This window comes from Glaciimonas sp. OK215, from assembly GCF_057787885.1.
Genome location: NZ_CM173544.1, coordinates 1,623,623 through 1,646,787, shown reverse-complemented (window position 1 = coordinate 1,646,787; position 23,165 = coordinate 1,623,623). Strand labels below are relative to the sequence as shown.

23 protein-coding genes, 2 tRNA genes and 1 pseudogene are annotated in these 23,165 nt (G+C 55.3%); 10 read left to right on the top strand and 16 right to left on the bottom strand.

The window, feature by feature from the left end:
- Positions 1-167: 167 nt before the first annotated feature.
- The 4 genes from tilS to cysS form a co-directional block, all read right to left on the bottom strand.
- Positions 168-1,625, bottom strand: coding sequence for a tRNA lysidine(34) synthetase TilS (tilS, locus tag AC3CHX_RS07390; protein WP_488643408.1), 1,458 nt, complete (start codon positions 1,623-1,625; stop codon positions 168-170).
- Positions 1,625-2,599: an acetyl-CoA carboxylase carboxyltransferase subunit alpha gene (locus AC3CHX_RS07385; protein WP_488643407.1), complete on the bottom strand. Its 975-nt coding sequence runs from the start codon at positions 2,597-2,599 to the stop codon at positions 1,625-1,627. The genes tilS and AC3CHX_RS07385 overlap by 1 nt, the downstream gene beginning before the upstream one ends.
- A gap of 101 nt (positions 2,600-2,700) precedes the next feature.
- Complete coding sequence (locus AC3CHX_RS07380; protein WP_488643406.1) at positions 2,701-3,351, bottom strand: DNA-3-methyladenine glycosylase family protein; 651 nt, start codon at positions 3,349-3,351, stop codon at positions 2,701-2,703.
- Between the two features lie 5 nt (positions 3,352-3,356).
- Entirely contained in the window at positions 3,357-4,766 is a 1,410-nt protein-coding gene (gene cysS / locus AC3CHX_RS07375; protein WP_488643405.1) for a cysteine--tRNA ligase, read from the bottom strand.
- Between the two features lie 221 nt (positions 4,767-4,987).
- Between cysS and AC3CHX_RS07370 the strand changes: the two genes are divergently transcribed.
- The 3 genes from AC3CHX_RS07370 to AC3CHX_RS07360 all read left to right on the top strand — a co-directional run bounded on the left by AC3CHX_RS07370 (position 4,988) and on the right by AC3CHX_RS07360 (position 6,995).
- Positions 4,988-5,590, top strand: a complete 603-nt coding sequence (locus AC3CHX_RS07370; protein ID WP_488643404.1) for a peptidylprolyl isomerase — start codon at positions 4,988-4,990, stop codon at positions 5,588-5,590.
- A gap of 85 nt (positions 5,591-5,675) precedes the next feature.
- On the top strand, positions 5,676-6,164 hold the full coding sequence (locus AC3CHX_RS07365; RefSeq protein ID WP_488643403.1) for a peptidylprolyl isomerase: 489 nt from the start codon (positions 5,676-5,678) through the stop codon (positions 6,162-6,164).
- Between the two features lie 36 nt (positions 6,165-6,200).
- A complete protein-coding gene (locus tag AC3CHX_RS07360; protein ID WP_488643402.1) occupies positions 6,201-6,995 on the top strand; it encodes a UDP-2,3-diacylglucosamine diphosphatase in 795 nt (264 codons plus the stop codon).
- Positions 6,996-7,018: 23 nt separating this feature from the next.
- Here AC3CHX_RS07360 and AC3CHX_RS07355 read toward each other — a convergent pair whose 3' ends face one another.
- From AC3CHX_RS07355 to rnr, 4 genes are all read right to left on the bottom strand, one after another.
- The gene (locus AC3CHX_RS07355) at positions 7,019-7,717 is read right to left on the bottom strand and encodes a YceH family protein (RefSeq protein ID WP_488643401.1); all 699 of its coding nucleotides are present in this window, start codon (positions 7,715-7,717) and stop codon (positions 7,019-7,021) included.
- Positions 7,718-7,744: 27 nt separating this feature from the next.
- The gene (gene cysE / locus AC3CHX_RS07350; RefSeq protein WP_488643400.1) at positions 7,745-8,494 is read right to left on the bottom strand and encodes a serine O-acetyltransferase; all 750 of its coding nucleotides are present in this window, start codon (positions 8,492-8,494) and stop codon (positions 7,745-7,747) included.
- A gap of 234 nt (positions 8,495-8,728) precedes the next feature.
- Entirely contained in the window at positions 8,729-9,472 is a 744-nt protein-coding gene (rlmB, locus tag AC3CHX_RS07345; RefSeq protein WP_488643399.1) for a 23S rRNA (guanosine(2251)-2'-O)-methyltransferase RlmB, read from the bottom strand.
- A gap of 3 nt (positions 9,473-9,475) precedes the next feature.
- Complete coding sequence (rnr, locus tag AC3CHX_RS07340; protein ID WP_488643398.1) at positions 9,476-11,956, bottom strand: ribonuclease R; 2,481 nt, start codon at positions 11,954-11,956, stop codon at positions 9,476-9,478.
- 192 nt (positions 11,957-12,148) lie between these two features.
- Between rnr and AC3CHX_RS07335 the strand changes: the two genes are divergently transcribed.
- Positions 12,149-12,233, top strand: a tRNA-Leu gene (locus AC3CHX_RS07335).
- Between the two features lie 285 nt (positions 12,234-12,518).
- Positions 12,519-12,603, top strand: a tRNA-Leu gene (locus AC3CHX_RS07330).
- A 37-nt stretch (positions 12,604-12,640) separates the two neighbouring features.
- Here AC3CHX_RS07330 and AC3CHX_RS07325 read toward each other — a convergent pair.
- The 5 genes and pseudogenes from AC3CHX_RS07325 to AC3CHX_RS07305 all read right to left on the bottom strand — a co-directional run bounded on the left by AC3CHX_RS07325 (position 12,641) and on the right by AC3CHX_RS07305 (position 16,303).
- Positions 12,641-12,862 (bottom strand): 2-deoxy-5-keto-D-gluconate 6-phosphate aldolase domain-containing protein, encoded by a 222-nt coding sequence (locus AC3CHX_RS07325; RefSeq protein ID WP_488643397.1) that lies wholly within the window; start codon positions 12,860-12,862, stop codon positions 12,641-12,643.
- Positions 12,863-12,906: 44 nt separating this feature from the next.
- Positions 12,907-13,197: pseudogene (locus AC3CHX_RS07320) on the bottom strand (PfkB family carbohydrate kinase); the annotation flags it as partial.
- 12 nt (positions 13,198-13,209) lie between these two features.
- Positions 13,210-13,992: an ATP-binding cassette domain-containing protein gene (locus AC3CHX_RS07315; protein ID WP_488643396.1), complete on the bottom strand. Its 783-nt coding sequence runs from the start codon at positions 13,990-13,992 to the stop codon at positions 13,210-13,212.
- 2 nt (positions 13,993-13,994) lie between these two features.
- A complete protein-coding gene (locus AC3CHX_RS07310) occupies positions 13,995-15,155 on the bottom strand; it encodes an ABC transporter permease (protein WP_488643395.1) in 1,161 nt (386 codons plus the stop codon).
- Positions 15,156-15,298: 143 nt separating this feature from the next.
- Positions 15,299-16,303: a sugar ABC transporter substrate-binding protein gene (locus AC3CHX_RS07305; protein ID WP_488644757.1), complete on the bottom strand. Its 1,005-nt coding sequence runs from the start codon at positions 16,301-16,303 to the stop codon at positions 15,299-15,301.
- Positions 16,304-16,552: 249 nt separating this feature from the next.
- Between AC3CHX_RS07305 and AC3CHX_RS07300 the strand changes: the two genes are divergently transcribed.
- Positions 16,553-17,419, top strand: coding sequence for a MurR/RpiR family transcriptional regulator (locus tag AC3CHX_RS07300; protein ID WP_488643394.1), 867 nt, complete (start codon positions 16,553-16,555; stop codon positions 17,417-17,419).
- Positions 17,420-17,504: 85 nt separating this feature from the next.
- Here AC3CHX_RS07300 and AC3CHX_RS07295 read toward each other — a convergent pair whose 3' ends face one another.
- Both AC3CHX_RS07295 and iolG read right to left on the bottom strand, forming a co-directional pair.
- Entirely contained in the window at positions 17,505-18,530 is a 1,026-nt protein-coding gene (locus AC3CHX_RS07295; protein WP_488643393.1) for a Gfo/Idh/MocA family oxidoreductase, read from the bottom strand.
- The gene (gene iolG / locus AC3CHX_RS07290; RefSeq protein ID WP_488643392.1) at positions 18,527-19,519 is read right to left on the bottom strand and encodes an inositol 2-dehydrogenase; all 993 of its coding nucleotides are present in this window, start codon (positions 19,517-19,519) and stop codon (positions 18,527-18,529) included. Before iolG ends, AC3CHX_RS07295 begins: the two co-directional genes overlap by 4 nt.
- Positions 19,520-19,837: 318 nt before the next feature.
- Here iolG and AC3CHX_RS07285 point away from each other — a divergent pair, with 318 nt between their 5' ends.
- From AC3CHX_RS07285 to AC3CHX_RS07270, 4 genes are all read left to right on the top strand, one after another.
- Positions 19,838-20,239, top strand: a complete 402-nt coding sequence (locus AC3CHX_RS07285) for a hypothetical protein (protein WP_488643391.1) — start codon at positions 19,838-19,840, stop codon at positions 20,237-20,239.
- 224 nt (positions 20,240-20,463) lie between these two features.
- Positions 20,464-21,282, top strand: a complete 819-nt coding sequence (locus tag AC3CHX_RS07280) for an AraC family transcriptional regulator (RefSeq protein ID WP_488643390.1) — start codon at positions 20,464-20,466, stop codon at positions 21,280-21,282.
- A 68-nt stretch (positions 21,283-21,350) separates the two neighbouring features.
- Positions 21,351-22,076, top strand: coding sequence for an AzlC family ABC transporter permease (locus AC3CHX_RS07275; RefSeq protein ID WP_488643389.1), 726 nt, complete (start codon positions 21,351-21,353; stop codon positions 22,074-22,076).
- Positions 22,073-22,396, top strand: coding sequence for an AzlD domain-containing protein (locus AC3CHX_RS07270; RefSeq protein ID WP_488643388.1), 324 nt, complete (start codon positions 22,073-22,075; stop codon positions 22,394-22,396). Before AC3CHX_RS07275 ends, AC3CHX_RS07270 begins: the two co-directional genes overlap by 4 nt.
- 218 nt (positions 22,397-22,614) lie before the next feature.
- Here the strand turns inward: AC3CHX_RS07270 and AC3CHX_RS07265 are convergent, their stop codons facing one another.
- Positions 22,615-23,151, bottom strand: a complete 537-nt coding sequence (locus tag AC3CHX_RS07265; protein ID WP_488643387.1) for a phosphoribosyltransferase — start codon at positions 23,149-23,151, stop codon at positions 22,615-22,617.
- Between the last annotated feature and the right edge of the window lie 14 nt (positions 23,152-23,165).

The following is a 23,165-nucleotide window of genomic DNA, read 5'->3' as shown; positions in this document are numbered from 1 at the left end:
ATGATAAAAAACAACCGCTAACTTTACCCCTTAAGAGGCAGCATGACAAGTGCCATGATCGAATTCGGCCTATTCCAGCCAGTGCATACCCGCTCGATTGTTCATGAGGCAATGCGTTTGTCACCCTCAGCAAGCCCACCCGAACTCGGCATATCTGTTGTAACGACCTAAGAGCGGTTGGTTAATTTTATTTGGCGCAACTCTTTGCGCAAAGACAAGTTATCAGGCTTCCAACGCAAGCTGATATTGCCGCTTCCCTGCGCTGCCAGCTGATGACAATCGAAACCGATGCCCGCAGCGAACAACAGCTTGCCGCCTGCGTGCACCAGCGGCAAGCATTCACGCTCCCAGGCTGGAATATCCGCAGCCTGGTAAAGATACTTCAACGCTTTGGTTGGTCGATTGAATGCCAGCTTGAGGCGCTCGCCACCGCTGCGATATTGCAGTTGCAGCGGCTGCTGGCGCAACCAGTCGGCTGCCACGCCCTGCTCCGCCGCATCGAAATGCAGGACGCCGCCATAGATCGGGAAAGCCAACGCGGTCTCGCCATTCCAGCGGAAGCTGATCGGGTCGATCTCTTCACGATCCAGATCATCTCGCGGCGTCAGGAACACGCGGTTGCGATGACGTCGAATATGGCATTCCGGATGGGTTACGCAAAGTTGGGCGTCGGCTTTTGCCGACAGCAACTGATCCCGCATTTCACTCAACCAGGCACTGGAAGGCATGCGCAGATCGTGCAGGCCAAACCAGTAGCGCAACAAGTTGTCGATACGTGCTGCACTCAATTGCCGCACCTTATCCAGTTCAAGACAGTTCTCACCTGCACAGGTGGCCATATCCTGCGCTGCCAGTTCGACCAGCAGTTTCTGGCTCGACTGCATATGGCCTGCCGTACGCGTCAGACGCTCCTGAAAACCGACAAAATATTGACTTAACACCGGCATCAGTTGATGCCGCAAGGCGTTCCTGGCGTAGCGTGAATCATGGTTGGATTCGTCTTCGACGTAGCCAATGCTATGGCTGGCAGCGTAGGCCTCAAGCTGCGCGCGCGACACCGTCAGCAGCGGCCGCGCCATCAGCAAGGTGGCATCCCCCAGCAAGGTCGGCGCAGCATTCAGCGTGTCCATGCCGGATAGCCCCGCCACGCCGGAACCGCGCAGCAATTGCAGCAGTACGGTTTCGGCCTGATCATCGATATGATGGGCGGCTAACAGTAATGGCACCTGATGCTGACGGCACATTTCGCCCAACGCTGCATAGCGGCTGTTACGCGCAGCCTCTTCGACCCCGGTTTTATCGGTATTGCCCAATGCGATTTTGCGTGCGTCAAAACCGACGCCCAGCCGCTCGCATTCGGCTGCACAGTGCGCCAGCCATTGATCGGCGTGGGGACTGATGCCGTGATGCACGTGGAAAGCGTATAGCTTGATCTGATGTGCTGCGGCATACTGCGCCGTCAAGTCCAGCAGTACCGACGAATCGAGTCCGCCGCTATAGGCGATCGCCAGCGCCGCCGGGACAGCCGCCTCGGTATTCGGGGCAATGGAAAAAGCGCGCTGAATAATGTCTTTCAGCGCGCTTTCAAAATGTTCGGCCATACTGACCGTGTGCGGATTTGCCACTATTCTGTCGCCGAAATTTCCTTGAATTTGCCGTAGCTCATCAATTTCTCATGGCGTGCCGCCAGCAAATCCTTGGTCTTGACCCCCTGCAACTGACGCAAGGTATCGGCCAATGCGCGCTTCAACAAACCCGCCATCTGTTTTGGATCGCGGTGCGCGCCACCCAGTGGTTCGTTGACGATCTTATCGATCAAGCCGATTGCTTTCAACCGGTGTGCGGTCAAGCCCAGCGCGTCAGCTGCATCGGCGGCACGTTCCGCGCTCTTCCACAAAATCGAGGCGCAACCTTCTGGCGAAATCACCGCGTAAGTCGAGTATTGCAACATCAGCACCGCATCGCCGACCGCGATCGCCAGTGCGCCGCCCGAACCGCCTTCGCCGATGATGGTCGCGATCAATGGCACTTTCAGCTCAGCCATCGCGTACAGATTGTGCCCAATCGCTTCCGACTGGCCGCGCTCTTCAGCATCGATACCGGGGAACGCACCGGGCGTATCGACAAAAGTAAAGATAGGCAAACCGAATTTTTCTGCGACTTTCATCAGGCGCAATGCTTTGCGATACCCCTCCGGCTTCGGCATACCGAAATTACGCATGGCGCGCTCTTTGGTATCGCGGCCTTTTTGATGACCAATCACCATGCAGGCCTGGCCGTTGAAACGGGCCAGACCACCGACGATAGACTGGTCATCGGCGTAGGTGCGGTCACCGTGCAACTCATGAAAATCGGTGAACATTTCATTCACGTAATCCATCGTATAAGGACGTTGTGGATGACGTGCAATCTGCGAGACCTGCCAAGGTGTCAGCTTGGCGTAGATATCCTTGGTCAGTTGCTGGCTCTTTTTCGATAACCGGTCTATCTCTTCCGAAATATCGACTGCCGAATCGTCCTGCACAAAGCGCAGCTCTTCGATCTTGGCATCCAGTTCAGCAATCGGCTGTTCAAAGCCGAGAAATGTGGTTTTACTCATTGTGTTCCTTTGTTTTTGCGCGCTGCCATGGTTGCATGCTGCTGCGGCAAATCTGTACTCACGAATTTGTACTTACTGTTTTGCGGTATTTCGGCGGCAACTCAATATTCTACCGGTACCGGGTCCAGACTACGCCATAAATACCAGGTGGCAACGGTACGCCACGGCTCCCAGTTGGCGGATACCTCACGCGCATCGCTGCGTGATACCGGCTCTCCCGAGAAGTAATTAACGCTGATGCCCTTGAGCAAACCGATGTCATCCAACGGCAAAATATTCGGGCGTAGCAGATTAAATATCAAAAACATCTCCGCTGTCCAGCGCCCAATGCCGCGGATCTGGGTCAGTTCAGCAATGACGTCTTCATCCTCCATCTCGGCCCACTTGTCCGCATGGACCCGTTTGGCCTTGAAATGATCGGCCAAATCGATGATGTATTCGGCCTTGCGCTTGGATAAACCGCATGCTGCCAATTGTTCGTTTCCGGCTTTCAGTACCTGGGATGGGGAGCATTTTGGGCAGATTAACAGAAATTTCTGCCAGACGGTTTCCGCCGATTTGATCGAAATTTGTTGCCCGATCACCGAACGCGCCAGGGTCGTAAATGCCTCGCCGCGACCGGTCAGGTGCAAATCGCCAAATTGCGGGATCAGTTTGCGCATGATGCGGTCGCGTTTCATCAACTCAAGCTTGGCATCTTCCCAATACGACGCCACATGAAGTTTAGTATCGACAGTTATTATTTTTTGCATGCGAGCTACGCCCTCCGCCATTCAGTTTGACCACCAGGCTTATCTTCCAGCACGATTCCAGCCGCCATCAACTCTGCACGGATGCCGTCCGCAGCAGAAAAATCCCTGGCTTTTTTTGCTGCCAGACGCGCTTCGATTTTCAGTTGAATATTTTCTTCCGACAAACCGCTGGCGCCATCAACGGCACTCTCAAGTGCGCCACGACCTTTCAGAAAATCGTCGGGCAGGCGGCCTAAAAATCCAAGATTGCCGCCCAGCGCCTTCAATTGTCTGGCCAGCACCGGCGATCTGGTCTTGTTAACCTCATTCGCCAGATCAAACAGGATAGCGATCGCCGCCGGGGTGTTGAAGTCATCGTTCATCGCTTCGACGCTACGCAGCGCATGCGCCTCGTTCACGTCGAGCGGCAAGTCGTCCGGCGGCACTTCCTTTAATGCTGTGTACAGACGCGTCAAGGCATGCTTGGCATCATCCAGATGACTATCCGCATAATTCAACGGACTGCGGTAGTGCGCACGCAGGATAAAGAAGCGCACCACTTCGGCCTCATACTTTGCCAATACGTCGCGTATCGTGAAAAAGTTGCCCAACGATTTCGACATTTTTTCGTCATCAATGCGAATGAAGCCGTTGTGCATCCAGTAATTAACAAACTGGTGACCATGTGCGCCTTCTGACTGCGCAATTTCGTTTTCATGATGCGGGAATTGCAAATCCTGACCGCCACCATGAATATCAAATTGTTCGCCTAGCAAGTGCTCTGCCATCGCCGAGCATTCGATATGCCAGCCGGGTCTGCCCTGGCCCCACGGCGATGTCCATTTGACTTCTTCCGGCTCGGTCTCTTTCGAGGCTTTCCACAATACAAAATCCAGCGGGTCACGCTTACCGGTGTTGACATCGACCCGTTCGCCGGCGCGCAGATCGTCGAGCGATTTGCCCGATAGCTTGCCGTAACCGGGAAAATCCCGTACCGAGTAGTTCACATCGCCGTCGTCGGCCCTATACGCCAGACCATTGCGTTCCAGCTTGCCGATCAACGACAGCATCTGTGGCACGAAGTCGGTCGCGCGCGGCTCATGATCCGGTTTCTGTACACCGAGTGCGGCCGCGTCTTCATCCATGGCCTGAATAAAGCGCGCGGTCAATTGCGAGATGGTTTCACCGTTCTCCACCGCACGGCGGATGATCTTGTCGTCGATATCGGTGATATTCCGCACGTAGGTAACGTCCAGCCCCGACTGCCGCAACCAGCGCTGCACCATGTCAAACACCACCATCACACGACCATGACCGAGATGACAATAGTCGTACACGGTCATGCCGCACACATACATGCGCACCTTGCCTGGCTCAATTGGGGAAAACGGCTGCTTCGCGCGCGCCAGCGTGTTATATATTTTCAGGTTACTCATGGGATTTACTGGTTCAGGCATAGAATTTATTGCACGTTTGCCTAGGCGTCGGCACACTGCCTCCACGTCAGTGCGCCACGTCAGTGCAACAAGATCGCCAAAACTCTTTTGCAATGCTTAGTTTGATAAAATGCTTCTTTTCGCCGCAGTATATCAAACAACCTGGCAAACCAAGCATTGCACAAAACTGAAATCGCATTACTCACTCGAAGGAATTTTTCATGCAACGCAACAAGCAACACACCGTACAAACTTCACGCCGCAAGTTTTTTAGCCTGTTGGCATCCTCAGTTGCCGCTCTTTCTCTGTCGAGCGCCTTTTCCATCGCCCACGCCGTCGACATGCCGCATGTGCTGCTGAAAACCAATATGGGCGACATCGTTCTTGAGCTGAATGCCGATAAAGCACCAAAGACAGTCAAGAATTTTCTTGGCTACGTCAATACCGGTCACTACAACGGCACCATTTTCCATCGCGTGATTGATGGCTTCATGATTCAGGGCGGTGGCTATGACAAGAACATGCGCGAGAAATCCGCACCCAACAAAGTGGTAAACGAAGCCAACAACGGCCTGAAAAATACAGAATACAGCGTGGCCATGGCGCGCACTTCCGACCCGCAGTCTGCTGCCGCGCAATTCTTTATCAACGTCAAGGACAACCAGTTCCTGAACTACCCGGGCCAGGATGGCTATGGTTATGCGGTATTCGGCAAAGTCATCAAAGGTACTGAAGTAGTCGACAAGATCAAAAAAGTACAAACCGGCGGACAAGACGTGCCGGTTCAGCAAGTCATCATCGAATCTGCGACCATTACGAAATAAACAGCAGCGCGCGATGCAGGGCAACATCAATTTAAAATCGTAGCAGATACCACCACATTTTAATCACCAACTCACAAGGACTATCATGGCTGTCATTCTGACCACCAACCACGGCAACATCAAAATCGAACTCGACGCCGAAAAAGCACCGAAGACTGTAGAAAATTTTCTGGCATATGTGAACTCGGGCCACTACAACGGCACCATTTTCCATCGCGTGATTGATGGCTTCATGGTCCAGGGCGGCGGTTTCGAGCCAGGCATGAAACAAAAGCCAACTAACGCGCCAGTCGAAAACGAAGCCAAGAACGGCCTGAAAAATCTGCCATACACCTTGGCAATGGCACGCACGTCGGATCCACACTCGGCGTCGGCACAGTTCTTCATCAACATCAAGAACAACAGCTTCCTCGACTATCCAGGCCAGGACGGCTGGGGTTATTGCGTATTCGGCACAGTCACCGAAGGCATGGATGTCGTCGATAAAATCAAGGCTGTCAAAACCACCCGCACCGGCATGTTTGCAGATGTACCAGTGGACGACGTCGTCATCGAAAAAGCCGAAGTAGTTTAATCGTCCGACGTTCACCAGCCAATTCACCAGCCGAATATGACCGTATCCATTTCATCCACGCCAGCACAGAAATCCGCGGTTGCGCTTTTCATCTCCGATCTGCATCTGCAGGAAGCGCATCCACGCACCACGCAAGCGTTCTACGATTTTTTGCAAACGCATGCGCGCGGCGCGCAACAACTGTACCTACTGGGTGATTTGTTCGAATATTGGGCTGGCGACGACGATCTTGAAACACCTTACAACCGTCAAATCGCCGACGCCATCCGGCACGTCAGCGCAACGGGTGTGGAGGTATTCTGGATCGCCGGCAATCGGGATTTCCTGGTGGGCGCGGCCTTTGCGCAAGCAGCTGGCCTGACTTTACTGCCCGACCCGTTTGTCGCCACCATTGCCGGTCGCCGTGTGGCGCTGGCACATGGCGATGCCCAATGCACCGATGACGTCGACTATATGGCGTTTCGGGCGCAGGTGCGGCAAGCGCAATGGCAACAACAATTTCTGGCGCTACCGCTGGCGCAGCGCAAGGCCATCATCGCTGGCGCACGCAAGGAAAGCCGCGCAGAACAACAGCACAAATCGATGGAAATCATGGACGTGAATCCGCAGGCGATTGCAAAGCTGTTTGCAGAAACTGCAACGGATACCCTGATTCATGGACATACCCATCGTCCGGCGCTGCATATCCATGCTGCGGCTGAGGCGACGCAGAAACGTTATGTTTTACCGGATTGGGAATACGACGTTGTGAGACAACGCGGTGGCTGGATATCGATTGATACCGACGGCGAGATCCACCGCTTTGGGCATGATGGCGGCGAGCTGGTTTGATTCACTTGAATTGCCCTGCAAAGTCATTCAAACTGTCGCTTGAATTCTGCAAACTGGCTAGTCAACTCCTCGACTTGCTGACGTAGAGCGACGACCTCTTCTTCCAGCACGGCAACCCGATCCAGGCGCTCACCTCTGTCGACTGTTGCGCTATGTGAGAATGCTTCTGCGACCGCCTGCTGCTCCAGCACTTCGTCACCCGCCAGCAATTGCGCATAGCGCGACTCTTTGGTACCCGGCCCTTTGGCCAGGCGCGCTACCAGCGGCGGATATTTATCAATCAGAAATTGCAGTGCAGTCTCGACCTCGGCCACCGAAGCAAATTCATACTGGCGACCGCAGCGCGTGCGCACCTCGCCGGCCGTCTGGATACCACGCAACATCAAGGTCGTCAGTACCGCCAGCTTATCTTGCTCCAGCGTCCATTTGAGCCGCATCCGATGCTCGTATTTGGCGACGCGCGCGCCAGCCTGATTGACCTCGAGCACCAGCTTGCGCTGCATTAGTCGCTGCAATACATCCAGCACGGTCGATTCGGAAATCGACATCACCGGATCGCGGCTGGATAACTGGTTACAGCCGTTGACCAAGGTGTTCAATGACAGCGGATAGTTGTCCGGCGTTAATGCTTCTTTCTCTGCCAGTACTGCGAGTACGCGAATTTCAAACGAATCCAAGATAGCGTCGTCGCCATCGGCTGGAGCGCTTATGTCCTGTGCCATGTGACCTCCTGTATATTGTTGAGCGCCTTACTCAACCAGTTTGTTGAGCTGATCCGGATCGAACTTCTCCAACTCCGGCAAACTATCGCAAGCGATGCCGGCGGACTTTAACAGCGCAACAATGCGGGCAATCTGATGTTCTTGTGCTGCCGCATTATCGATCAAACCGTGCAACGCTTTCGACAATGGATCGTCGCCATTCGGTGTCACACCGTAGGCGGCAAACATGCGTGCGGCGGCTTCCTCTTTCGCGCTATGGGTTTCCTTCTGGATGATGCGGGCAGGATTGCCGACCGCCGTTGCGCCAGCGGGGACTTCCTTGACCACCACCGCATTCGAACCGACTTTGGCGCCTTCACCAACGGTAAAACTTCCCAGCACCTTCGCGCCGGCACCGATGATCGCACCGCGCGCCAGGGTTGGATGTCGCTTGACGCCTTTACCGAGGGAGGTGCCACCCAATGTCACGCCTTGATAGATGGTGCAGTCATCACCCACCTCGGCGGTTTCGCCGATGACCACGCCAAAGCCATGATCAATGAATACGCGGCGGCCTATCGTCGCGCCGGGATGAATTTCAATGCCGGTGAGAATCCGTGCAATATGGGAAATGAAGCGCCCCGCCAATTTGAAATCATGCTGCCAGCAACGCTTGGCCCAGCGATGCATGACGATCGCATGCAGCCCCGGATAACAGCACACTACCTCCCAGACGGTGCGGGCGGCGGGATCTCTGGCCATGATGTTGGCGATGTCTTCACGAAGGCGGCTGAACATAGAAGCTGATTGATTGGGCTGAGTAAAATTGCGGATTGCGGAGCAATAACGAGGCGTTATCTTAAGCTAAAACCGCTGGGCCGTCTTTTGAGCGGTCGGTGGTGAAACGGAGTTGCGTAGATTGCCGTCCATCGGCGCTGGCTGAGCCACACGCGACAGACGGCGATAAGCAAATGCGTTGGTCGGCTAGAACGTCACGATCGGTGGGTGGCCAGCCCGGCAACCCATCACCACCTATCCCCCTTTGGCGATACGCTGACGACGCGCTTCGTACAGACAGACGCCGGACGCAACCGAGACGTTCAAGCTTTCGACCGAGCCGAACATCGGCACATGGACCAGCACGTCACAGGTTTCCCGCGTCAAACGGCGCATGCCTTCGCCTTCCGAGCCCATGATCAATGCTGCAGGACCGGAGAAATCAGCTTCATACAAACTCTTTTCGCCGTCTTCAGTAGTGCCTATCAGCAAAATGTTGCGCTCTTTGAGCTCACGCAATGTACGCGCCAGGTTGGTTACCGTAATGTACGGCACCGTTTCGGCAGCACCGCTGGCAACCTTGGCCGCCGTAGCATTCAAGCCTACTGCGCGGTCTTTCGGTGCGATCACGGCATGTGCGCCAACGCCATCGGCGACGCGCAAACAGGCACCCAGGTTATGCGGATCGGTGATCCCGTCCAGGATCAGCAACAACGGCGGACCGTCGATCGCATCCAGCAATTCATCCAGATTGCGCGCCAGCGACAACTCTCCCGCTTTGGCGACGACTCCTTGATGCCGGCGCGTACCGACAATGTTCGACAAGCGCTGGTCGTCGACCGGAATCACTCGCACGCCCGCTCCTTTGGCTGCACTCAGCAGCTCTTTCATACGGCCGTCAACACGACTGGCGTCGACATAAATCTCTTCCACCGACGATGCTTCGTGACGCAGGCGTGCGGTGACGGCGTGAAAGCCGAAAATCATTTTACTTTTCATGTTCTATCTTTTTCTCTTGCTTGATTTGGCGAAGGTCTTGGGCTCGCGCGTTTTTTCCATACTGATGGTGACTTTGGCTTTTTTTCCCTTGGTTACCTTGGCGCTGCTTGCACCGACCTTACTCGTTTTGCTTACTTTGCCAGGCGGCAGCCGATTCGCGGGTGTTGTATCCACTTTCGGCTTGGCCGTTCTGCTGCGCGACTTTTCGTGCTCGCTATCGGCACGCCGCGCTTCATTTTTTAATACTGTCTTGATGCCTGGTTCGGTGACCAGACGCAAATCGATCTTGCGGGCATCCAGATCAACCCGACTGACCTGTACCGTAACGCGGTCGGTCAGTTGATAACGAATCCCGGTACGCTCGCCGCGCAACTCATGGCGCGCTTCGTCATACTGGAAGTAGTCGGCACCAAGTTCGGTGACATGGACCATCCCTTCGATGTACAGCGCATCAAGCTGAACAAAGATACCGAAGGTGGCAACACCGGAAATCGTCCCGGTGAACTCTTCGCCGAGCTTGTCGCGGATGAAGTAGCACTTGAGCCAGGCTTCGACATCGCGTGAAGCCTCGTCGGCGCGTCGTTCATTCGCCGAACAATGGACGCCAAGCGCTTCCCAGATGGCCAGACTGCCTTCATTTTTCTTTTTGCCGGCGGCTTTGTCTTCAGCCTGCTTGCGACGGCCGGCGGGCGACAACATGGTGTTCAGACTACCGGTATCGAGTCCTTTGGGATCGTAGCGTTTGCCAAGCAAGATCGCCTTGATGGCGCGATGCGTCAGCAAATCCGGATAGCGTCGAATCGGGCTGGTGAAATGGGCGTAATGCTCATATGACAAGCCAAAATGACCGATGTTTTCCGGGCCGTAGACCGCTTGCTGCATCGAACGCAGCAGCATGGTTTGCAGCAATAGCGCATCAGGCCGCGCCTTGATCTTCGGCATCAGTGCCGCGTAGTCGGAAGCGGATGGCGTATCGCCGCCTGCCAGCGTCAGACCGACCTGCTTCAGGAAGGTCCGCAAGATTGCCAGCTTTTCCTTGGTCGGGCTGGCGTGAACCCGGTACAGACCGGGATGCTTGTGGCGCTCGAGCAAATCGGCGGCGCAAACGTTGGCGGCCAGCATGCATTCTTCAATCAATCTGTGCGCATCATTGCGGGTGCGCGGCAGGATTTTTTCAATCTTGCCGGCCGCATTACAGACGATGTAGGTTTCAGTGGTTTCGAAGTCGATCGCACCGCGCGCCTGACGCGCCTGCAGCAATGCATGAAACACTTCATACAAATGCAGCAAATGCGGCACCAGATCAGGACGCTTGGCTGCTTCCGGGCCTTTGGTATTGCCGAGAATCGCCGCGACTTCGGTATAGGTCAGGCGGGCCGCGGAATGGATCACCGCAGGATAAAACTGATAGGCCTTGATTTCGCCCTTGGCGGTAATCACGGCGTCGCAGACCAGTGTCAGACGATCGACATCCGGATTCAGCGAACACAAACCGTTCGACAGCTTTTCCGGCAGCATCGGAATCACCCGGCGCGGGAAATACACTGAAGTACTACGCTCCAGCGCATCCACATCCAGCGCATCGTTCGGCTTGACGTAATGACTGACATCGGCAATCGCGACAATCAGACGGTAACCGTTGGCACGGCCGATCTTGACCGGCTCGCAATACACCGCATCATCGAAATCGCGGGCATCTTCGCCGTCTATCGTTACCAACGGGACGTCACGCAAATCGACCCGGTCGCCCAGATCCGCATCACGGACCACACTAGGCAGTTTGGAAGCGACTTTTTGTGCCGCAGCGGAGAATTCATGCGGGACGCCGAACTTGCGTACGGCAATTTCGATTTCCATGCCGGGATCGTCGATATCCCCCAGAATTTCGGAAATCTTGCCGACTGGCTGCGTAAACCGCGATGGCTGCTCGGTCAATTCGACGCTGACGACCTGGCCGGCTTTGGCTTTGCCGGGAGAACCCGTCAGAATGATGTCCTGACTGATCCGCTTGTCTTCCGGCGCAATCACCCAAACCCCATTTTCATTGAGCAGACGACCGATGACGTGCGTATTGGCGCGGCTGACAACCTCGACGATCGTGCCCTCGGGCCGGCCACGGCGGTCGGTGCCGATAATGCGCGCCTGGACGCGGTCGCCATTGAGCACTTTCTGCATTTCCTTTTCGGGCAGGAAAACATCGCCGCCGCCGTCATCCGGAATCAAAAAGCCAAAACCGTCGCGATGGCTGCTGACGCGACCTTCGATAAAATCCGGGGAATTGGTTAACTTAAAGATGCCTGAGCGATCCGGCTTGATTTGCCCGTCTCGTTCCATGGCATTCAGGCGACGCGTCAAGCCTTCCATTTCGTCGGGTTTAACGCCAAGCGAGGCAGCAAGCGCGGCGGCGTTTTGCGGTTCGGAAGAGGTCCGCAGAAGGCCGAGAATTTCCTCCCGGCTGGGAATTGTGTAGGAATATTGGCTCAAGAGGCGTGTTGGGTAATTGTTATTAGTAAAGATGCAGAATCAGGGCTTAGTGTAACGGAGGATGGGGCTATTCTCCTAGCCAGCAACTTTTTATCACGATAAATCACTATATCCGGCTCCCGCGAGTTGACTTATTTAGGCTTTCATCTATAATGCTGGTCTTCGCAAGATTTAGGCCAATGCTTAATCTAGGCCCACGTGGCGGAATTGGTAGACGCGCATGGTTCAGGTCCATGTGCCTTCGGGTGTGGGGGTTCGAGTCCCTCCGTGGGCACCAAGCAATTGGTGCAGAAAATAGAGAAACCGCATAAACATCAATGTTTATGCGGTTTTTTTATTGCCTGTTCAAAAATCCAAAACTCCAAAAGTCACGGCGAACCAGCCGCCGATCGCAAGCAAACGCCGGCTCAAGAAGTCAGCAATTAGCCATGCATTCGGCGCCGCTTTGGAAAGAACGTATTTAATCCTCAAAATTGTCATACTCTCGTTGACCAATTCATATAAATGCACGTATTATTCGTGCTTCGCAATTGCTGACAACCTTTCGGGGTTAGCTGCAAAGGCCCACGTGGCGGAATTGGTAGACGCGCATGGTTCAGGTCCATGTGCCTTCGGGTGTGGGGGTTCGAGTCCCTCCGTGGGCACCAAGAAATTGGTGCAAAAAATAGAGAAACCGCATAAACATCAATGTTTATGCGGTTTTTTTGTATCTGCAAGGTTAACGCAAAAACTTCCATTCGGCGAATAATCCGGATGCAACTGCACCAGGCACTTGGCCACCTGTTCCCGCGGCCAGCTGATCAGATGGGACCCAATCGAACGACCATAGTCGAACTCAAGCGGGTTCGACAGCGGCAATTCAACTGCTCGTCCAATCCACCCGCCGCGGCCACTGGCCGCATTCAACGCGTCCTGGCCATAACGGTCGTCGATCAGGACGCCGATCTTTCCTTGATCTGGCTGACATAGCAGCCTTCTGCGGCGAGCGCCCTGGTCAGAAACCGGCCGTTGTGTTCATTCCCGACCCGCGCCAGCATTGCTGACTTCAAGCCTAGCCGGGTGCAGCCGAAAGCGATGTTCGCGGATGAACCGCCAAGGTATTTGGCGAAGCTGGTGACATCTTCCAGCCGGGCGCCAATTTGTTGCGCGTACAAGTCGACTGCCAGACGTCCCAGGCAAATGATGTCGCGCTCCCGGTCCGGCGCAAACCTGGCTGCAGATGGATTTGATGGTGTCGTCATGCATGCTCCCTGTCAGATCCGGATGCCATCGAGCTGATTCATCAGCGTCTGCATCTCGGCACCGCCCGCCATCATGTCCAGCACCTCATCCTTGGAAACATTCTCTTTGGTAAAAGTGCCCATGGATTTGCCGCGATTGAGCAAGGTGAAGGAATCCCCGATCGGATAGGCGTGGTGCACGTTGTGCGTGATAAAAATCACTGAAATGCCTCGTTCGCGCGCCTTATGAATCAGCTTCAGCACATTGAACGATTGCTTGACACCGAGCGCCGCCGTCGGCTCATCGAGTATCAGTACCCGCGCACCGAAGTGAATCGCCCGCGCAATCGCCAGACACTGCTTTTCACCGCCGGACATGGTGCCGATTGGATGGTGCGGATCGCGCACCATGATGCCCATGTCGGCGAGCTTCTCGCTGGCCGTCCGTGCCGCGTATTTCATATCCATCACCGTGATGCCAAACACTTTTTTGGTCGGTTCGCGACCCATGAAAAAATTCCGCGCAACCGACAATAGCGGGACCAATGCCAGGTCCTGATAAACAGTCGCCACACCGACATCCAGCGCTTCCTTGGGCGAACTGAACGAAACCGGCTTGCCATCGACCAGATACTGCCCTTCGGACGGCTGATGTACGCCCGCGAGTATTTTGATCAACGTCGACTTGCCCGCACCGTTGTCGCCAAGCAAGCAATGCACTTCACCTTGTTTAAGACGCAAGGTGACGCCTTGCAACGCAATCACGGCACCAAAAAATTTACTGACGTTTTCTAAAGCCAGGATAGTGTCGCTCATGCTTACCTCGCCTCCGTCACGCGACGACGGACATAATTATTGAACAGCACCGCGACCAGCAGCATCACGCCCAGAAACACCCGGAACCAGTCGGAATTCAGATTGGTGTAGGAGATGCCAATCTGTACCACACCGAAAATCAATGCGCCGAAGCAGGCGCCAATGACCGAGCCGTAACCGCCGGTGAGCAGTGCTCCGCCGATGACGGCAGCGATGATGGCTTCAAATTCTTTTTGCAAGCCACGATCGGCTGCGGCGGAGCCGACATCGGCCACCTGCAGGACCGCGAACAGGCAGGCGCAGAATGCGGTGAAGACGAACAAGGTGATTTTTACGCGCCGGACCGGCACGCCGACATTCTTGGCCGCATTGGCATCGCCGCCAACCGCGAAAATCCAGTTGCCGAAGCGGGTCCGGGCCAGCACGAAGCTGGCAACAATTGCCAACGCCGCCCACCAGATAATCACCTTTGGAATGCCTGCGACCAGCGCTACGCCGGCGTCACTGGTCGCAATCCAGCCGCGTGCCGCCATCCAGCGGAACCAGCCGTTACCGACAGTACCGGTGAACAGCAACCCGCCCAGCCAGTCGTGGGCGGCATACTCGCCGACCCCGCTGACGATGGTCCGGTTCGCGAACATGATCGACAGCGCCAGCGTCAACCCGCGCAAGATAAACAGGAAGGCCAGCGTGACGATGAAGGACGGCAAGCGGGTCTTGATCACCAGGTAGCCATTCAGCCAGCCCAGCGCCATTGATCCGGCGAAGGCAAAAATGACCGCCAGCCAGAACGGCCAGTGAAAATAGACAGTCGGAATGGCCACCATCATGCCGGCAAAACCAATCATCGATCCTATCGACAAATCGAACTCGCCTGCGATCATCAACATGCAGGCGCCGATGGCGATCACGCCCAGATACGCAGCGACCTGCATCCAGTTGACAATGCCATCCAGATTGAACATGCCGGAATCGCCCGCGGTCAAGCCAAAGATAAGAAAAACCAGAACAACGCCCGCCAGTGAGGCGAACTCCGGAAGGCCCAGAAAGCGTTTCAAAGCACCCTCGGAACGCACCCGTTCATCCTGCTTAACGATGCCCTGCTGGGCCGAGTCATCGCCGGCAGGCGCGACTTTGTCAGCGTGAACGCCGTGTGAACTCATGCAATATCTCCTGCTGATAACGACCAGTGGCCGACGGCCGGACTGGTAGCGTTCCGGTACGGCATCAACCTGTTGACTGACCTCCCGCCGGCAAACTGCGGGCGGCCACAGAACATTAAATGGATCAAGTAAAGGCGAGAAAATTAACGATACTGGCCTGCGTACTTCAAGACTTTATCAATATTGTCTTTAGTGATGTAACCAGGGCCCGAACTGATGTGACGCGGACCGTAAAGCGGTGCCAGTCCATACTCGGCGAGACGCGCCTGAAACTTTGGATTCGCTTTGAGCTTGGCTTGTATGATCGCCACGTCGGTGGTTTTATATTGCTTCATGATTGCCAGCACAGCAACCGGAATGTAACCCTGCAGGTAGGGTTGCTGGTCAATGGCAAATTGTACCGAACCGTCCTGGATGCCCTTGGCAACCTCCTCGGACAAATCGAAAGTGGCGAACCAGGTCTTGCCTTTGCGTCCCATTTTTTGCAACGCGCGCAGGCTGGGCGAGGCCGAATCCGGGCCGAGCGCCAATACCGCCTGGGTCCCAGGATTATTCCGTAAATAGGCGCTGACCTTGCTCTCTATGCCGGTCGGATCCTGACCTGCATCGAGCGTGGATTTTTTATAGTCGACGCCGATCGCCTCGGCAAAACCACGGCAACGTTCGAACGAGGAAGGATTGGTAGCGTAATGATTGACACACAGGAACGACTTGATGCCAGCCGCCTTGGCCTTTTCGCCGGCGCCCTTGCCTGCCGCATATTCCGGCTGGCCGACGTGCATGATCGCGCCTAGTTCTTCGCTTTGTTTCTGGGTACCGGAATTGATGGTGACCAATGGAATTTTCTTGGCGGTCACATTTTCCATGGCTTTTTTCAACACGCTGAAATCGGCAATACTCACAATCACGCCGTCATAATGACGGGCGGCCGCTTGCTCGATCAGACGCGACATATCGGCCAGATCGCCATTCGGCGGATTCCGATAGTCAACGCTCACATTGAAATCTTCACCGGCCTGCTTGATGGCGTTCTTGATAGTGTTCCACCAGGAGTCGGAATCCGGCGCATGACTGATGAGGACGAATTTTTCACCGGCCGCATCTGCCATATTCACTGATATCGCTGACATCGCCAGTGTTGCTACCATGAAGGCTTTGACAAGCCGAGCGCATCTATATCGTTGCATGTTATTTATCTCCGCTGTTATTTTGTCCACACTGTAAAGTTCGCTATCCAGAAACCATCTTTTGACTTATCGGCACTAAACAATAGAACATGCGAAACAACCATGCAACGCTTTTTTCAATACACTTTATATTTAGAACTTAATTTTCAATTGTAAAAATGTCTTTATAATTGCGTTGCAAGCACCAACGAGCCTTAGAGAGGAAACACCATGGCGGAAACCGCTACAGTTGATCAACTGATGCTACAAATTGCGGACAAATACGCGACCCTTTCCAAGCAACTGAAAATCATTGCCAAGTACATCGAACAACATCGGACCAGCCTGATGCTGGAACGCATCAGCGACATCGCCGAGCATTGCGAGGTCCAGCCATCGGCCATCGTACGTTTCGCCAAGCAATTCGGATTCAGTGGCTTCAGCGAAATGCAAGCGGTGTTCCGCGACGCCTACACCGCGCAAACCGGGCCATCGCAAAACTATCAGCAACGCATCCGCAAACTGATCGAGACCAAAGCGACGCCGCTCACCAGTGGCGCGATGGCGCGCGAATTCATAGACGCCAGCCGCAGCGGCCTGGACGAACTCTTGAGCGGCCTGGATGAGATCCGGTTTGAAGAAGCGGTCAAGCTTTTACTCAAAGCAGAGAATATTTACGTCATCGGCGTGCGCCGTTCGTTCCCTATCGCCTCTTACATTGTGTATGCACTGCAGCACACCAACAAACGGGTGCACCTGCTGTCCGGGCTGGGCGGCATGTTCCGCGAACAGATCCGCAGCATCGGCAAGAACGACGTCATGATCGCCATCAGCTTTACGCCGTATGGCAAGGAAACCCAGGCCTGCCTGCGCCTGGCACATCACCGTCAGGCGAAGACACTGGTCATCACCGACAGTCAACTCAGTCCGCTGGCCAAACATGCGACGGTGTTGCTGACCGTGAAAGAAGGCAGCGCGTTCGCTTTCCGTTCGCTGACGAATGCCATGTGTTTATGCCAGGCACTATTTATTGCGTTGGCGTATCGGCTGGAATTGCACGTGGAAGAGACCAACGTGATTGACGGTTACGATGAATGACGATGCCGCTGCTTGTGCAGGCATCAGGCGGACAACATCGGACGGCGAGCCTGGCCTGGGTCAGGCTCGTGCAGGTTGGCTGCCGTTATAACGCCACCGGCAACTTCGACAGCAACGACTCACGCAAGGCGATCCCGATTCGGGTTGCCTCCGTCGCATCGTCGAGGGTCACGCTCAAGGGCTGCTGCTCCCGTATGGCGTCGACAAAATAACTCGCCTCGGTCAGAAAAGCGTCTTCAAACCGCTCGAAAAAGCTCGGGGTACATTCATTCCGGATTCCTGTCGCGTCGGCAATTTCGAGCCGGTTCCGGCGTGGATTCCGTCCCACAGTCAAACGCCCTGCCGTACCGGTAATTTCAGTCACGGTCTCGTGCCCGTGCGGCATCGTGCGCGACGCATAAAAGGTGGCGATGCGGCCATTCTCAAACTCACAGATGGCGACACCGTTATCGACATCGCCACACGCCTGCAATCCCTGATGGATGGCAATCGTGCCGCTGGCAAAGACCCGCACCGGTTTTGGGTTACCCAGCAGCCAGCGCGCCAGGTCGATGTCATGCACGCTGCAGTCCAGGAAAATGCCGCCGCTTGTGGGTGCAAATTTGACGAAAAAGCCATCCGGATCGTACTGGTCGCAAGTCTGCGAATACACCATGAATGGCTGACCGATACTGCCGGACTGGATTTTTTTGTAAGCATCCTGATAGCTGGCATCGAAACGGCGCACAAAGCCGATCATGACTTTCAGCTGTGGATGCAGCGCCGCCTCCGCATTCACGCGGCGACAGTCCTCCAGATCCAGCGATAACGGTTTTTCGCAAAACACGTGTTTGCCGGCCCGGAGCGCCTGGATGATCTGTTGCGGATGCAACGAGGTCGGCGTCACCAGAAACACCACATCGAGTCCGTCGTGCGCCAGCAAGGCTTCGTAATCGCCATACAGATGACTGATGCCCAACGTCTGTTTGGCCCACGTCAGCTCGCTTTCAAGCGGACTGCACGCCGCGACCAGCGCTGCGCCGGGAACATGGCGCAACAAGTTCTCTGCATGCCGCCGTCCCAGCCGGCCGAGACCGACGATGCCAACTTTTAGTACTTGCGGGGCGCTCATTTGGATAACTCTACGGTGCGATTTTCACGCCATGACAGGGTCGCGGCCTCCGCCAACTCCAGTGCCTTGACACCGTCATCGATCGTTGTACGCACCGCAACACCGTTGCCCAGCGCATCAAAAAAATGCGCAATCTCGCGCGCATATGCGGCGCGGTAGCGTTCCAGGAAGAAATGTTCCGGCTTGTCCTGGCTGACGCCGTGCCGAGTCGACGACACCACTTCGGTCGGCTTGTGATTCGCAGCCTGCAACATCCCTTGGCTACCCAGCACTTCAAAGCGTTGATCGTAACCATAAGCAGCGCGACGGCTGGTGTTGATCTGGCATAAACGGCCACGGCGGGTACGGATCGTCACCACCGCAGAATCGATGTCGCCGGCTTCTGCAATCCCCGGGTCGCTCAAGCAGCTGCCTGTGGCTGAAATGCTGACGGCTTCGTCATCGAGTATCCAGCGAAAAATATCGAAGTCGTGGATCAACATGTCCTTGAAAATGCCGCCTGAATTTTTCAGGTAGGAAACCGGTGGCGCGCCGGGATCGCGGCTGGTCACCACCAGCATCTCCGGATCGCCGATTTCGCCCGCCGCCAGACGTGTCTGCAACGCTTCAAAGGTTGGATCAAAACGCCGCTGAAAGCCGATCATGCAGGTCACTTTAGCCTCTGCTACCGCCAGCGCGCATGCCTTGGCCCGCGCCAGCGTGAGATCGACCGGCTTCTCGCAAAATATGGCTTTACCGGCCGCAACTGCAAGCAAAATCAGGTCGGCGTGGGTATCGGTGCTGGACGCGATTAACACGGCGCCTATGCCCGGGTCGGCCAGTGCCGTAGCGATAGTGGCCACTTGCGCGCCATGCCGGGCCGCCAGTTCCTGCGCGGCCTGCGCATTCACATCACCCACGTATTTGAGTCGTACGCCCGGTTGCAGTACCAGATTTCCCGCGTGGATTTTGCCGATGCGGCCTGCGCCAAAGACTGCGACATCTATCATGTTGATTCTCCGTGGAGTTTTTTTATCGTGATGGGTATTGTAAGCAAAAATGCGATCTCATAGAAATGTTTTTCTATTTTTTATTTTAATAGAATTTATATTTCGCACACAATTGCTATCCCATGACTGCTATCTCATGATTTGCAATCCGATCGCCACAGTCCAACCATTCCCCCATTACAATCAAGCAGTGGCGGGCGAACTTACGACACGCATCTTAAAAGGTTTAAGCACTACTTTTAGCAGCCGCCGTTTGCTGCCGCAGCGTCTTTAGACCCAAAGCGCCGGCAGCACAACCAGCAGCAACAGAAGGACAAAATGAAATTGCCGTCGTTAGCATTTTTTCTGAGTATCGTCATCCTGACACCGCTGACGGGTTGCACAACGCAGGTAGCGCGTGTTGCCCCGCCGCAAGTCAACATCACGCCGCTGACGCCGGCAGACCACATTCAGATTAAAACGCTGGCAACGCGCGTCACCGTCACCCTCGATAGTGGATATTCGATCATGCTCATGGACGGTAGCCGTTGGCGGCATGTCGGCAGCGTGCCGAATGGAGAGGTCTACCAGCCGAACAGCGGCATTCTTGAGACCGACGATACCGAGCCGCGCGAATTCTATATCGTGACTTCAGGAAAGCATTTGATTGGTTTTTACCTGCCAGCGGAACGTCGATTTACGCCACTCAAACAGGCGCTTTTCTTAACTTTCGAAGATTAGCAAAATAGCCGTCGTTCAAGTCATCGATTCAAAAATCGCATGGTGTTGGTTGACGCTGCCCCTCTCATCTCCCCTTTTTCCGTACAACGGCGGCAATTAACTGGGCAGTTTTGCGTACACTGGCTTCTCAAACGGGGTAGGCAAAAAGTGCCATATAATCGTAATCCACACCAAGCCAGACGATGTTGCCGAATTGACTCGCCTCCCCTTTCCTTAAAGACGCCATGCCGCAAACGTTTCGTGATGATGCTCGTTACTGGCGCACGCCGTTGCTGCCGGAAGCCGAGCTGCTCACCGCCGAATACTACGAGCAAGAGTTCGCGCCGCACTGGCATGAAGGTTTTTCGATCCCGGTGATTCAGGCGGGTGCGCAAAGCTACCACTACCGCGGGGAACGCTGCCTCGCCAGCGTCGGCTGTATCGCTGCGATCAACCCTGGCGAAATACATACCGGTGAACGCGCCAGCGAGAATGGCTGGGCGTACCGGGCGTTCTATCCGTCGGTCGCCTGGATGCAGCAATTGGCCAGTGACATCGTTGGTCGACCGGTGGACGTGCCGTGGCTCCCCGACGGCGTCATCAGGGATGCAGAGCTCGCCGCAAGACTGGCGCAAGCGCACCGCATACTGGAAGCCAAGGCAGACCCTTTGGTGGCGGAAACAGCGTTGATCACTGCCTTTTCCCTGCTGTTGTCACGCTACGCCGGCTCCCGACCCGAAGTTTTACATGCCGATGCGGCAAGACTGAGCCTGCTGCAGGCAAGACTGGCTGAAGAGTTGGCCGAGCCGATCACGCTCACCGAACTGGCCGCGGTGGTCGGCTTGTCGACATTCCATGTGACACGCTTTTTCTCGCGCAGTGTCGGCATGCCGCCCCATGCCTGGCGCAATCAGTTGCGGCTCAGTCGCGCACAGGGCTTGCTACGTCAGGGCATGTCGGTGACAGAAGTTGCTGCCGCTACCGGATTTGCCGATCAAAGCCATTTCACCCGGCATTTCAAACGTGCTTTTGGCGCCGCGCCCGGCCGCTGGCAAGTTGCCTAGGGCTAGCGCAAGAACATACAAGCACACTACCCACGATGCCGATACCATCCTGTAAAAAGGAGGTTGTTATGCCCCATCCAACACCGTTGTCCAGCTTTAGCGCCGGTGCCCGCGATACGATACCGATGCTGGTAGGCGCTGCGCCGTTCGGCATCATCTTTGGCTCTCTGGTCGCCGCGAACCTGCTCAAGGCGTGGCAGGGGCAGCTGATGTCGCTGAGCGTGTTCGCCGGTTCCAGCCAATTCATTGCGCTCGGGCTGGTGGCCGCGCATGCCGGGATGCTGGTGATCCTGTTCGCTACATTCGTGGTAAACCTGCGGCACATGCTGTACGCCGCGACGCTGCTGCCGCATATCGCCCACCTGCCTGCACGCTGGCGCTGGCTGCTGGGTTTTCTGCTGACCGACGAAACCTTTGCCGTGGTGAACGGTTACTATTGCTGCCACCCGCAATCACGCCTGGGACACTGGTACTTCCTGGGGTCAGGCGTGGCAATGTATGGCAACTGGCAGTTCTGGACGCTCATAGGGCTATTATTCGGCGCCGTGTTTCCACAACTGCAATCGCTAGGCCTGGATTTCGCCATGGTGGTGACCTTCATCGCCATTGTGGTTCCGCAGCTTACCCGCCTGCCGTATTTAGCCGCTGCGATTGCGGCAGGAATATGCGCTTACCTGTTGAAGGATTTCCCTTACAAAATCGGGCTGCTGCTGGCGGTGATGATCGGGATAGCAGTGGGGCTGGTGCTAACGCGCCGGCAATCGCGCAGCAGAGTATTACCGGGGGCCGTATGAGTTACACATGGATGATTATTGGCATGGCCGTTATCACCATCTTCATCAAGACCGTTATTTTTGTGCTCGGCGACCGGATCGTGTTGCCAGACATGCTAAAACAAGCCCTTGGCTTCGTTCCTGTCACCGTTCTGACGGCGATTATCGTTCCCATGGTGCTGGCACCGCACGGCCACGGAATCGAGCTGACCTGGCGTAATCCGCAACTGGTTGCGGCTATTGCCGCAGTGATAGTCTGTGCAGCGACACGCCACCAACTGCTGACCATTTTCATTGGATTGGCGGTGTTTTTCGGCTGGCAGTTCGGGATGCTGACTTAAGCCAATGTAAGGCTACCAATTATGTGAATGCGAGAATTTGCGCGGCATTGCTCATATCCTAACGAATCAGCCCAACGCTATTGAGGCATGTCCATCAGGAACGCGCCAAGAGTCAAGCTAGCTGGAAGTCCAGGTCCTCGGAACGCGCCAAAAAAGCAAAAAACCCCAGCTATGCAGCCAGGGCTTTTTTGAACTTCGCATGATGGCTTTATACAGATTTAACGCACCATGCCCCTCTTTGACCATGCCTCCAGCTGATGTGGACGCAGGCTATCGTAGTCTTCGAACGGCTGGTGTATCCACGGATTGGTTGGCAAATGATCGACATAGAAATCCGGCTTGATGGTCGAGCATTCCTTCCACCAGATAACCGCCGACTTGACTTCGGTCACGGGCGCAAAATTTTCCCGCAGATGACGCTGAACCTTGCCCAGCGTTACGCCGGAATCAACCAGATCATCGACCAGCAAAATTTTGCCGGCCAGCGAACCACGACTCATCGTGATGTGTTTCGCGATATCAAGCTCGCTTTGCACCGTACCGGCAGACTCACGATATGAGCTGGTCGACAGGATTGCCAGCGGCACATCAAAAATGCGCGAGCAGACATCCCCCGGGCGCAAGCCACCGCGTGCCAAACACAGCACCTGATCGAATTTCCAGCCTGACGCATGCACATTCAGAACCAGTTTTTCGATAGCGCGGTGATACTCATCCCACGAAACCCATAGGTGTTGATCATCTGAGATATTCATCGTACCTATCTTCT

Bases quoted from the DNA above. Each gene is read 5' to 3' on its own strand.
- AC3CHX_RS07385 (WP_488643407.1), bottom strand. From the start codon at position 2,599: ATGAGTAAAACCACATTTCTCGGCTTTGAACAGCCGATTGCTGAACTG.
- AC3CHX_RS07380 (WP_488643406.1), bottom strand. From the start codon at position 3,351: ATGCAAAAAATAATAACTGTCGATACTAAACTTCATGTGGCGTCGTAT.
- cysS (WP_488643405.1), bottom strand. From the start codon at position 4,766: ATGAGTAACCTGAAAATATATAACACGCTGGCGCGCGCGAAGCAGCCG.
- AC3CHX_RS07370 (WP_488643404.1), top strand. From the start codon at position 4,988: ATGCAACGCAACAAGCAACACACCGTACAAACTTCACGCCGCAAGTTT.
- AC3CHX_RS07365 (WP_488643403.1), top strand. From the start codon at position 5,676: ATGGCTGTCATTCTGACCACCAACCACGGCAACATCAAAATCGAACTC.
- AC3CHX_RS07360 (WP_488643402.1), top strand. From the start codon at position 6,201: ATGACCGTATCCATTTCATCCACGCCAGCACAGAAATCCGCGGTTGCG.
- AC3CHX_RS07355 (WP_488643401.1), bottom strand. From the start codon at position 7,717: ATGGCACAGGACATAAGCGCTCCAGCCGATGGCGACGACGCTATCTTG.
- cysE (WP_488643400.1), bottom strand. From the start codon at position 8,494: ATGTTCAGCCGCCTTCGTGAAGACATCGCCAACATCATGGCCAGAGAT.
- rlmB (WP_488643399.1), bottom strand. From the start codon at position 9,472: ATGAAAAGTAAAATGATTTTCGGCTTTCACGCCGTCACCGCACGCCTG.
- AC3CHX_RS07315 (WP_488643396.1), bottom strand. From the start codon at position 13,992: ATGAGCGACACTATCCTGGCTTTAGAAAACGTCAGTAAATTTTTTGGT.
- AC3CHX_RS07310 (WP_488643395.1), bottom strand. From the start codon at position 15,155: ATGAGTTCACACGGCGTTCACGCTGACAAAGTCGCGCCTGCCGGCGAT.
- AC3CHX_RS07305 (WP_488644757.1), bottom strand. From the start codon at position 16,303: ATGGTAGCAACACTGGCGATGTCAGCGATATCAGTGAATATGGCAGAT.
- AC3CHX_RS07300 (WP_488643394.1), top strand. From the start codon at position 16,553: ATGGCGGAAACCGCTACAGTTGATCAACTGATGCTACAAATTGCGGAC.
- AC3CHX_RS07295 (WP_488643393.1), bottom strand. From the start codon at position 18,530: ATGAGCGCCCCGCAAGTACTAAAAGTTGGCATCGTCGGTCTCGGCCGG.
- iolG (WP_488643392.1), bottom strand. From the start codon at position 19,519: ATGATAGATGTCGCAGTCTTTGGCGCAGGCCGCATCGGCAAAATCCAC.
- AC3CHX_RS07285 (WP_488643391.1), top strand. From the start codon at position 19,838: ATGAAATTGCCGTCGTTAGCATTTTTTCTGAGTATCGTCATCCTGACA.
- AC3CHX_RS07280 (WP_488643390.1), top strand. From the start codon at position 20,464: ATGCCGCAAACGTTTCGTGATGATGCTCGTTACTGGCGCACGCCGTTG.
- AC3CHX_RS07275 (WP_488643389.1), top strand. From the start codon at position 21,351: ATGCCCCATCCAACACCGTTGTCCAGCTTTAGCGCCGGTGCCCGCGAT.
- AC3CHX_RS07270 (WP_488643388.1), top strand. From the start codon at position 22,073: ATGAGTTACACATGGATGATTATTGGCATGGCCGTTATCACCATCTTC.
- AC3CHX_RS07265 (WP_488643387.1), bottom strand. From the start codon at position 23,151: ATGAATATCTCAGATGATCAACACCTATGGGTTTCGTGGGATGAGTAT.